Genomic DNA, 7,415 nt, shown 5'->3' on the forward strand with positions numbered 1-7,415 from the left:
TTTAACACCCATGCCCGCAAAATCACGGCAATTCCCCGACTGAGTCAATTTTTACTATGCGTAGATTGCCTACCATGACAGCAGAACAATAAACAAGCCAAGCACTGGCTTTCCCTACACTGGAGGATGAACGTGCAGACCCTCACCACAGACATTGCAGTTATCGGCGCTGGTGGCGCTGGACTGCGCACGGCCATTGCGGCCGCTGAAGCTGACCCTTCTCTTAATATTGCGCTGGTGTCTAAGGTCTACCCCATGCGCTCCCACACCGTGGCCGCAGAAGGTGGATCGGCTGCCGTCATCAAGGACGAAGACAGCCTAGACAACCACTTCAACGATACCGTGAGCGGTGGCGACTGGTTATGCGAACAAGATGTCGTCGATTACTTTGTCAAACATTGTGCCCATGAAATGGTACAACTCGAGCAATGGGGCTGCCCTTGGAGTCGAAAAGACGATGGCAGTATCAATGTTCGTCGGTTTGGCGGTATGAAAGTGGAGCGTACATGGTTTGCTGCCGATAAAACCGGCTTCCATATGCTCCATACCCTATTTCAAACCTCGACCAAATACCCACAAATCCAGCGTCTCGATGAATACTTTGTGATTGATTTGATTATCGATGACGGGCAAGTACAAGGCTTGATTGCCTTGCACATGGCGGAAGGCGAGCTGGTTTGTATTAAAGCCAAATCGGTGGTGTTAGCCACTGGCGGTGCGGGACGCGTGTACAGCTGCAATACCAATGGTGGGATTGTCACCGGGGATGGTATGGCCATGGCTTATCGCCACGGTATTCCGCTGCGTGATATGGAATTTGTCCAATATCACCCCACAGGACTGCCTGGTACGGGGATCTTAATGACCGAAGGCTGCCGTGGCGAAGGTGGCATTATTGTCAACAAAGACGGCTACCGCTACCTGCAAGATTATGGACTCGGGCCAGAAACGCCCGTCGGTCAACCGAAAAACAAATACATGGAGCTCGGCCCACGCGATAAAGTCTCACAAGCCTTTTGGCATGAGCAGCAAAAAGGCAATACCATCAAGCACACGCTCGGTGACGTTGTTCATCTCGATTTACGTCACCTCGGCGAAGACTATATTCAAGAACGGCTGCCGTTTATTTGTGAGCTCGCCAAAGCCTATGTCAACGTTGACCCCGCCAAAGAGCCGATCCCAATTCGTCCCACGGTGCACTACACCATGGGTGGCATTGAAACGGATGCCCAAACCGAAACGCGCGTTAACGGCTTATTTGCGGTTGGTGAGTGCTCCTCCGTCGGTTTGCACGGCGCTAATCGACTCGGCTCAAACTCGCTCGCTGAATTGGCGGTATTTGGTCGTTTGGCGGGTGAAGGCGCAGCAAAACGGGCAGCGGCCTTCACAGATTGGAATCAAGCGGCGATTGATGCCCAAGTTCAGAACGTCAAAGCGCGCATTGATCAGTTGCTGAGCAATCAAGGCGAAGAAAACTGGGCGGATATTCGCAAAGAGCTTGGCGAGACAATGGAAGCGGGCTGCGGTATTTATCGTCGCGAAGATCTGATGCAAGCCACCATTGATAAAATCGCGGAACTCAAAGCACGCTATCAGCATATTGCCATCCAAGACCAAGGGAGTGTGTTCAATACTGACCTACTCTATGCCATTGAAGTGGGCTATGGCTTGGAAGTGGCCGAAGCCATGGCACATTCTGCTATCCAGCGTAAGGAGTCTCGCGGGGCCCACCAACGCCTTGATGAGGGCTGTACCGAGCGTGACGATGAAAACTATCTCAAGCACACCTTAGCCTTCTACCAACCTGACGGCCGTCCTCGCATTGATTATGGCGATGTCAAAATCACCAAGTCACAACCACAAGCGCGGTTGTATGGTGATGCGGCAGAACGCGCCAATGGTGGCAATGTTGACTCAAAAGAGGAGCACGCATCATGACGCAAACTACCTACCAGGTCTCAGTGCTCAGATACGATCCGGCAACGGATGATGCGCCTTACTCGCAATCTTTCGTTGTACCCGGCGATGAAACCATGTCGGTCTTGGATGCGCTGGGGTATATCAAAGACAACCTCGATAAGTCGCTCTCTTATCGCTGGTCGTGTCGCATGGCCATTTGTGGCTCATGCGGGATGATGGTCAATGGCGTGCCCAAGCTCGCTTGCAAAGCGTTTTTACGTGATTACGCCAAAGGGGTGGTGATTGAGCCTTTGGCTAATTTTGCGATCGAAAAAGATCTCGTTGTCGATATGACGCCCTTTATTGAGCGCCTTGAAGCGATAAAACCCTATATCTTGGGTAATGATCGTCGCCCTGAAGACGGGCCCAACACGCAAACGCCTGAACAAATGGCACGCTACAAACAGTTTGCCGCTTGTATCAATTGCGGCTTATGCTACGCCGCCTGTCCTCAGTTTGGTCTCAATCCCGACTTTCTTGGTCCTGCTGCGATCGCGCTGGCACACCGCTATAACCTTGACAGTCGAGACAAGGGGAAAGCCCAACGCATGCCACTGATTAATAGTGATAACGGTGCATGGGGATGTACTTTCGTCGGCTACTGCTCAAAAGTTTGCCCGAAAGGTGTTGATCCTGCGGGTGCGGTCAACCAAGGCAAGGTGGCTTCCACCCAAGATATGGTGATTGCCATGTTTAATCCCAATAAAGATGGGCAGGAGGTAAGAGGATGAGTAATCGCAAACCCTATACACGCCCCATGCCTCGTACTTGGTGGCTCGAACATCCGTTCTACCGCTTTTATATGGTGCGAGAAGCAACAGTACTGCCTTTGGTCTTTTTCACGCTTAGTCTTACAGCTGGGTTAATTTGCTTGGTTCAGGGACCGCAAGCGTGGCAAAGCTGGCTGGATTATATGGCCCACCCGGTTGTGATTATCTTGAACCTGGTTGCCTTGGTCGCCAGCCTGTTTCATGCCACCACATTTTTTAGCATGATGCCGCAAGTAATGCCGATTCGCATTAAAGGAAAACTGCTCGACGGTAAATGGGTGGTTGGTGCGCAATGGGCCGCGGTCGCGGTGATCTCACTGATTGCTCTTGTGCTCATTTAGGAGGTGTTATGATCGATCCCAAACCCAAACGTTCCGATGAGCCCATTTGGTGGAGTTTATTTGGCGCCGGGGGGACCTGGTTCGCGATGTTTACCCCGGTGACTGTCTTGATTCTGGGGGTGCTCATCCCACTTGGCGTTATTGACCCATCCGCATTGAGCTATGACCGCGTGATGATGTTTGCTGATCACTGGCTGGGCAAATTGCTTATCCTCGCCACGCTGGCGCTACCAATGTGGCACGCCATGCACCGCATTCATCACGGGCTGCATGATTTGAAGCTGCATGTGGGGTTAGCAGGCAAAGTGGTATGCTATGCCATCGCTTTTGCCGTCAGCATTGCCGCCGTGCTGTTGGTGCTTGTCATTTAACGAACACCGACGGCCCGTCATAATAAAAAAGCCCTGGCCTATATCAGCTCAGGGCTTTTTCGCGGTATCGTTATTTAACCCGTCCAACGTACTCACCCGTTCGGGTATCGACCTTAATTACTTCGCCGATTTGAATAAACAAAGGCACGCGAACCACAGCGCCTGTGCTCAGTGTCGCTGGCTTACCGCCCGTTCCTTGCGTATCACCTTTCAAACCAGGATCAGTTTCCGTCACTTCTAGTTCAACGAAGTTAGGTGGTGTTACCACGATAGGGTCGCCGTTCCACAGCGTAAGCGTACAAGTGTTGTTCTCGACTAACCACTTGACGTTATCACCCACTGCGCTCTCATTAGACGCAATTTGCTCAAAGGTTTCATTGTTCATGAAGTGATAGAATTCACCGTCTGTGTACAGGTAATCCATATCGACTTCAATCACGTCAGCCGCTTCAACGCTGTCACCCGATTTAAATGTTTTCTCTAGTACTTTACCGGAGATCAACTTACGGATTTTGACACGGTTAAAGGCCTGACCTTTACCTGGCTTTACGAATTCATTTTCGGTAATGACACACGGCTCGTTATCGAGCATAATTTTCAAACCGCCGCGGAATTCATTAGTGCTGAAAGACGCCATCTTGATCCTCTTAACATCTTCGAGTTTTCACAAATGTCGCACATCATAACCCGAATCCAGCCTGCTGTTGAGCGAAACTGGATCAAAGAACTCGCAGAGGCGATCACAGATCCCAGTGAACTGCTGCAAACGCTTGAAATTTCACCAAAGGGGTGGGAGGCCGGCTTTGCCGCGCGCCGTTTGTTTACACAGCGCGTCCCACGTAGTTTTGTTGCCCGAATGGAAAAGGGCAACCCTAATGACCCGCTGCTTAAGCAAGTGCTACCAGTGGCAGACGAGTTTACTGAGGTTGACGGGTTCAGCGCTGACCCACTGGAAGAGCAAGATAATGCGATTCCTGGTTTGTTACACAAGTACCACAACCGTGTGTTGCTGATCGTTAAGGGAGGCTGTGCCATAAATTGCCGTTATTGCTTCCGCCGCCATTTCCCTTATCAAGATAACAAAGGCAGCAAACGCGTGTGGCAAGGGGCGCTGGATTATATCGCCGCTCATGCAGAGATAGACGAAGTGATTTTATCTGGTGGTGATCCGCTGATGGCAAAAGACGAGGAGCTCGATTGGCTCATCAGTGCTATCGAGCAAATAACGCATGTTAAACGGCTGCGTATTCACTCTCGCTTGCCCGTAGTGATCCCTGCGCGCCTCACTTCCGCACTGACCGAGCGCTTATCGCGCTCGCGTTTACAAGTGGTAATGGTCACCCACATCAACCATGCCAATGAGATCGATGACGAATTAAGCGACAAACTCCACGCATTGCGACAAGCGGGGATCACGCTGCTCAACCAAAGCGTGCTTCTCAAAGGCGTGAATGATAGTGCGGATGCGTTGGTGGCACTGAGCCAACGACTGTTTGAGGCTGGCGTTTTGCCTTATTACCTGCATGTATTGGATAAAGTTCAAGGCGCCGCCCACTTTTTAGTCTCGGACGATGAAGCGCGCGCATTAATGCAGGAGATTATCGGCCAGCTTTCAGGCTATTTGGTCCCCCGACTGACCCGAGAAATTGGCGGGCGGGCCAGTAAAACCCCGCTTGATCTACATTTAGAGTGAATAATCAGTAACTTAATTAATATACGCTGTTGATTTATTTTTGCTTCCATGGCTTATTAGAGAGGAAAGCTCACCACAAGGATGTGTTATGTCTCTGATTATTCGTCAATACCACGTCGACGATATTCCTGCGATACGTGAAATCTACGCGCAACCTAACGCCCAAGCGGGTACCTTGCAGTTGCCGATGCCAAGCCTCGCTATGTGGGAAAAGCGGCTTAATAACGTGCCAGATGGCGTATACCCATTGGTTGCCGAGCTAGAAGGTAAAGTGGTCGGCAACCTAGGCTTAGTCATTGCCACAAACCCTCGCCGTCGCCACGTCGCAGACATTGGTATGGGCGTTCACGATGCCTATCAAGGCCGCGGCATTGGTAGCGCGCTAATGGAAAAAGCGATCGATTTAGCCGATAACTGGTTGAATATGTCACGGATCGAGTTGACCGTATACACAGATAACACAGCGGCTATCCATCTCTATCAACGCTTTGGCTTTGAAATTGAAGGCACCGCCAAACAGTTTGCATTCCGCAATGGCGAGTTTGTCGATGCCCATTATATGGCACGTAATCGCTAACCAAGCCATTCAGGCATGCTATCGGGCTTAGCGTAGCTCAGACGACCAACACGATCAGTGGTATGGTAGCTGTCTAAGCCACTCAAAGCGACGGAGCCTGCTTGCTCAATATCGACAAAACCATCATGGCTGATACAGCTATCTGGAACATGCGCCTCAATGATCTCACCCACCAACAGGTGGGTGCCATTGATCGCCATGGTGTGCTCTTCACGAAGAATGAGACCAAGACGTATAGCAGCCTCTTGAACATAAGGCGCATTAATGCGCTCTCGCCATAAAGGAGTCAACCCCACTTGCTCAAATTCAGACACGCCGTGTGGGTAGCGTGCTGATGTTTGATGCGCCGCGACAACCATCTCTTTTTGAACATGGTTGAGAGTATAAACACCTGTTTCTCTGATATTTGCTAACGTATCTCGCGGGACGGTATCAGGGCGGATAATCACCCCCATCAACGCAGGGTTTGCCCCTAAGTGAAACGCAGAACTCACAATGCATAGATTTGTCTGCCGACTCGTATCACTTGTTCCCAGTAGGTTCGCCGATTTAAAACCTGACAAGCTATTGACGAACGCCGCACGGTAGCGCTTCTCCATGGCCAATATATCATCTCTTTCATACACGCTTAGGGACATAAGTATCCTTATTCAAGTTGGCACCGCTGGCAACGGGCTTGGCCCGTTAACAACGCAGATATTCGATAACGATGGCGGGCGAAAAACAAATAGGCTTTATCCGCAAACCAGGCAATGCCAGGCCTACGTAACCACTTAACCCAACGCCCTTTGCCTACCGCTTGCCAAGCTATGTAGGTCGCATCTAAACCATACACCATCTTCCCGCTGCAATCTTGTGCGTGCAGAATGCGATTTGCAGAGCTGGGATCGACATGAGGAAACCGATCACAAAAATCGGCTTGATGAATATCGACCAGCTGCAAAACACCCTCAGTGTCCCAGCGAGACAGCTTACGCATCTCTTTCACGCATAAAGGACACATACTGTCGTAAAATACAGTCACCATAATCACACCTCCTGACGTAGAGACTACGGACAGAAGGGAAAAGAAGATCAGAGAAACGCACGGTAGAAAAGCTAGCAGGAAGGGAAAGCATAAAGCTCAGTACAAAAATGACAAACACAAAAAAGCCCCGACCGTGAGGTCAGGGCTTGGTGTTTTCTCATCAAAGTCTTACGCATATCAGCTTTGATGCTTAAATCCGTTTTTGCCTTCAGATTTTTCCAAAAATCTGAAAACAAGAAAGCAAGCCTGGCGATGTCCTACTCTCACATGGGGAGACCCCACACTACCATCGGCGCTGCTTCGTTTCACTACTGAGTTCGGCATGGAGTCAGGTGGGTCCAAAGCGCTATGGTCGCCAAGCAAAATTTGGTGTGTCTTCACTTTTCAGTCAAAACACGTAATCTAGAAAGCTGTTCGTTCTCGCCACAATCAACTGGCTTTATTCGAGTCCAACCCAAAACCTCTTGGGTGTTGTATGGTTAAGCCTCACGGGCAATTAGTACAGGTTAGCTCAACGCCTCACAGCGCTTACACACCCTGCCTATCAACGTTCTAGTCTAGAACAACCCTTTAGAGAGCTCGAAGCTCTAGGGATGACTCATCTCGGGGCCAGCTTCGCGCTTAGATGCTTTCAGCGCTTATCTGTGCCGAACTTAGCTACCGGGCAATGCGTCTGG

The 7,415-nt window shown here is 50.5% G+C and carries 9 protein-coding genes and 2 rRNA genes; 6 read left to right on the plus strand and 5 right to left on the minus strand.

Annotated features, from left to right (window positions below):
• Positions 1 to 132: 132 nt before the first annotated feature.
• The 4 genes from frdA to frdD are packed head-to-tail and all read left to right on the plus strand — an operon-like array spanning position 133 to position 3,441.
• Positions 133 to 1,938 carry a fumarate reductase (quinol) flavoprotein subunit gene (gene frdA / locus WN56_RS07270; RefSeq protein ID WP_046074419.1) on the plus strand — a complete coding sequence of 602 codons (1,806 nt, stop codon included), beginning with the start codon at positions 133 to 135 and terminating at the stop codon, positions 1,936 to 1,938.
• Complete coding sequence (locus WN56_RS07275; RefSeq protein ID WP_046074395.1) at positions 1,935 to 2,690, plus strand: succinate dehydrogenase/fumarate reductase iron-sulfur subunit; 756 nt, start codon at positions 1,935 to 1,937, stop codon at positions 2,688 to 2,690. The genes frdA and WN56_RS07275 overlap by 4 nt, the downstream gene beginning before the upstream one ends.
• On the plus strand, positions 2,687 to 3,070 hold the full coding sequence (gene frdC / locus WN56_RS07280; RefSeq protein WP_046074396.1) for a fumarate reductase subunit FrdC: 384 nt from the start codon (positions 2,687 to 2,689) through the stop codon (positions 3,068 to 3,070). Before WN56_RS07275 ends, frdC begins: the two co-directional genes overlap by 4 nt.
• Before the next feature lie 8 nt (positions 3,071 to 3,078).
• On the plus strand, positions 3,079 to 3,441 hold the full coding sequence (gene frdD / locus WN56_RS07285; RefSeq protein ID WP_046074397.1) for a fumarate reductase subunit FrdD: 363 nt from the start codon (positions 3,079 to 3,081) through the stop codon (positions 3,439 to 3,441).
• A 70-nt stretch (positions 3,442 to 3,511) separates the two neighbouring features.
• Here the strand turns inward: frdD and efp are convergent, their stop codons facing one another.
• Positions 3,512 to 4,078, minus strand: a complete 567-nt coding sequence (gene efp, locus WN56_RS07290; RefSeq protein ID WP_046074398.1) for an elongation factor P — start codon at positions 4,076 to 4,078, stop codon at positions 3,512 to 3,514.
• 33 nt (positions 4,079 to 4,111) lie between these two features.
• Here efp and epmB point away from each other — a divergent pair, with 33 nt between their 5' ends.
• Positions 4,112 to 5,134 carry an EF-P beta-lysylation protein EpmB gene (gene epmB, locus WN56_RS07295; protein WP_046074399.1) on the plus strand — a complete coding sequence of 341 codons (1,023 nt, stop codon included), beginning with the start codon at positions 4,112 to 4,114 and terminating at the stop codon, positions 5,132 to 5,134.
• 88 nt (positions 5,135 to 5,222) lie between these two features.
• A complete protein-coding gene (locus tag WN56_RS07300; RefSeq protein WP_046074400.1) occupies positions 5,223 to 5,711 on the plus strand; it encodes a GNAT family N-acetyltransferase in 489 nt (162 codons plus the stop codon).
• Here WN56_RS07300 and WN56_RS07305 read toward each other — a convergent pair.
• The 4 genes from WN56_RS07305 to WN56_RS07320 all read right to left on the minus strand — a co-directional run.
• On the minus strand, positions 5,708 to 6,349 hold the full coding sequence (locus tag WN56_RS07305) for a flavin reductase family protein (protein ID WP_046074401.1): 642 nt from the start codon (positions 6,347 to 6,349) through the stop codon (positions 5,708 to 5,710). The genes WN56_RS07300 and WN56_RS07305 overlap by 4 nt on opposite strands.
• 8 nt (positions 6,350 to 6,357) lie before the next feature.
• The gene (locus WN56_RS07310) at positions 6,358 to 6,738 is read right to left on the minus strand and encodes a thiol-disulfide oxidoreductase DCC family protein (RefSeq protein ID WP_052708040.1); all 381 of its coding nucleotides are present in this window, start codon (positions 6,736 to 6,738) and stop codon (positions 6,358 to 6,360) included.
• A gap of 244 nt (positions 6,739 to 6,982) precedes the next feature.
• Positions 6,983 to 7,098: ribosomal RNA gene (gene rrf / locus WN56_RS07315) — 5S ribosomal RNA — on the minus strand.
• Positions 7,099 to 7,213: 115 nt separating this feature from the next.
• A 23S ribosomal RNA gene (locus tag WN56_RS07320) occupies positions 7,214 to 7,415 on the minus strand; the annotation flags it as partial.

It is taken from the genome of Salinivibrio sp. KP-1 (assembly GCF_000968645.1).
In the GTDB taxonomy this organism is placed as follows: Bacteria; Pseudomonadota; Gammaproteobacteria; order Enterobacterales; family Vibrionaceae; genus Salinivibrio; species Salinivibrio siamensis.